Source organism: Curtobacterium flaccumfaciens (assembly GCF_004361695.1).
GTDB lineage: Bacteria > Actinomycetota > Actinomycetes > Actinomycetales > Microbacteriaceae > Curtobacterium > Curtobacterium flaccumfaciens_B.
This window is the reverse complement of the sequence record NZ_SNVW01000023.1, coordinates 1-2,323: the sequence shown is the minus strand read 5'-3', so window position 1 is coordinate 2,323 and position 2,323 is coordinate 1. Positions and strand designations below refer to the sequence as shown.

The following is a 2,323-nucleotide window of genomic DNA, read 5'->3' as shown; positions in this document are numbered from 1 at the left end:
GCGCGCTTGGTGGCGCCGACCGTGGTCTCGAACAGCGTGGTGCCGTTCTGGTCGGTCGCGGTGATGGTCGCGCCGGCCTCGGCGGAACCGGTGAAGGGCGTGCGGCCAGGCGTGTAGGTGTTGTCCTTCTCCTGCAGGCCGTTCACCTGCAGCAGGCGCGGGATCGCGATGCGCTCGGACGTCCGGTTGCCGGTGCTCCCGCTCACGCGGACGAGGTCGAGCTGACTGCTCGACTGTCCCGCCGGGACCTCGATGCTGAACCGGTTCGCGGGGGACGAGTCGACGACGCGATCGCCGTCCATCAACCACACCGTGCCCGACTGCCCCGCGGCGCCCTGCAGGCGGACCCGTCCGCTCGGGAACGCGTGGACGTTCCCGACCACCGGCTGCGCGATGGTCGCGTCCTCGAGCGCCGGCGCGAGACGGACGTCCGTGCCAGCGGATTCGTTGCCGTCGGCGTCGCGCGCGACGAGCGTCACCGTCTCACCGGTCCGTGCGCCGCTGATGGGCGACATGACGAAGTCGCCGTCCTCGACTGCACCGGTGGCGACCTCGTCCGCGCCGATCCGTGCGACGACCGTGGTGTTCTCCGGTGCGGTGCCGTACAGGAAGAACTCGCCGTTGCCGCCTCGCTGGGTCTCGAGGTACTCCGGGGCCGCGATCGTCGACGGCGTGAACGTGGCGCTCTGGAGGACCGAGCTGCGGCCGTCGGACGTCGTCTGCGTGAAGGTGAGCTCGTAGCCGTCCTTCGACGACAGGTCCGCCGTGCCCGTCCAGCTGCCGGCCGCCGCACGGCTGCTGCTGACACGTTCGGAGAAGAGCTCGTTGCCGCCCTTGTCCGTCGCGGTGACGGTCGCGCCGGCTTCGGCGGTGCCGGCGAAGGTCCGCTTGCCCGGCGTGTAGGAGTTCGACTCCTGCAGCCCGTCGACGGTGAGCGTCCGCGGGAGGACGCTCCGTGCAGACATCGAGCCGCCGACGAACACCCGGACATCGAGCTGGGTGGACGCGTACTGGGCCGGGATCTTCAGCAGGAAGGTCTCGTTCGCGACGTCGTGCGCAACGACCTTGGCTCCGTCGAGCACCCAGAGGGTGGCGCCGTTGGCGACCTTGCCGTGCACCCACTGCGAGCCGTCGAGGAAGTTGATGACGCGGGTCACCTCGGGGGGAGCGATCGAGTCGTCGATCGGGGGTGGGGTGAGGCCGTGCTTCGTCGGGGCGGAGCTCGTCGAGCCGATCGTCGCGACGAGGTCGACGGTCTGCCCCGAGTGCGCAGCGGGGACGGTGGCGCGGAAGTTGCCGCCCTCCTCGTTCGCCCCACCGATCTCGATGCCGCCCTGGCGGATGGCGACGGTCGAACCGACCGGGGTGGTCCCGATGATCGTGAAGTCGCCGTTCGCCTGGTGCAGCACGCGGGAGACTGTCGGGGCAGCGACGGCGGAGTCGCCGATGCGGACCTCGACGCGGTCGGACTCGGCTGCGCCGATCGCTGCAGCGACGAGCACCGAGGACGCGCTGTAGCCCGCGGGCAGCGCTGCGCTGAACGCGCCGTCCGTCACCGCGGCGGTCGCGATCGGGGCGTCAGCCCGGGTAGCGCCCGGGGCGTAGACGTTGACCGAGTTCCCACCCGCGGACGAACCGACCACCCGAAGGGTGTCACCGTCGTGGGTCACGCCGGCCGCCGGCTTGCCGACGAAAATGGCTCCGCCGGCCTCGGGGACGGCGACGGTCGTCATCGGGGACCGGTCGCCACCGTTCGGCTGCGCGAAGATGTTCACGGACTGACCGACGACAGGCAGCAGGGCTTCCCACCGGCCGTCGGCGCCCGGGGTCTCGAGCCAGACCGGCTCGGAGTCGGCGCCGAGGTCGAGGTAGACCGGGACGTCGGGCGTGCCCGTGCCGCGGATGAAGTAGGCCTCTCCGTCGGCGGTCGCCCAGTAGAGGGCTTCGAGCTTCGGCGCGGAGGGGGCCGCGACGGTCGAGCTGTTCGACGCGGGCGTCGCGCGCTCCGGGGAGGCGCTTGCGGGAGCGGTCGCGACGAAGGTCGTGCCGATCACGATGAGGGCGCAGGCTGCAGCGGCTCCGCGGGCTCTGAACGAGGTCATGGAATCTCCTAGGGTGAGGGACTCACAGGGTATCCAAATGTGATATTTCAACTTGACGTAATCCTGGGTGCTATGGAATGGCCACGGATTCGGGTGCCGCACATGGGAGCGCCCCCGTCCTCCGGTTGGAGGGCGGGGGCGTTGTGGTGTTCGGTTGTGTGTTGGTCAGTTGACGATCTTGACGTCGTGGCTGGTGTAGGTGGTCTTGCCGCCCTTGGTGG

General features: G+C 70.3%; 1 protein-coding gene. It reads right to left on the bottom strand.

Translation table 11 applies throughout. From position 1 onward, the window contains the following. The coding region (locus EDF64_RS18015; protein WP_133521325.1) for a hypothetical protein at positions 1 to 2,102 on the bottom strand (2,102 nt) is incomplete at its 3' end. Positions 2,103 to 2,323: the final 221 nt, after the last annotated feature.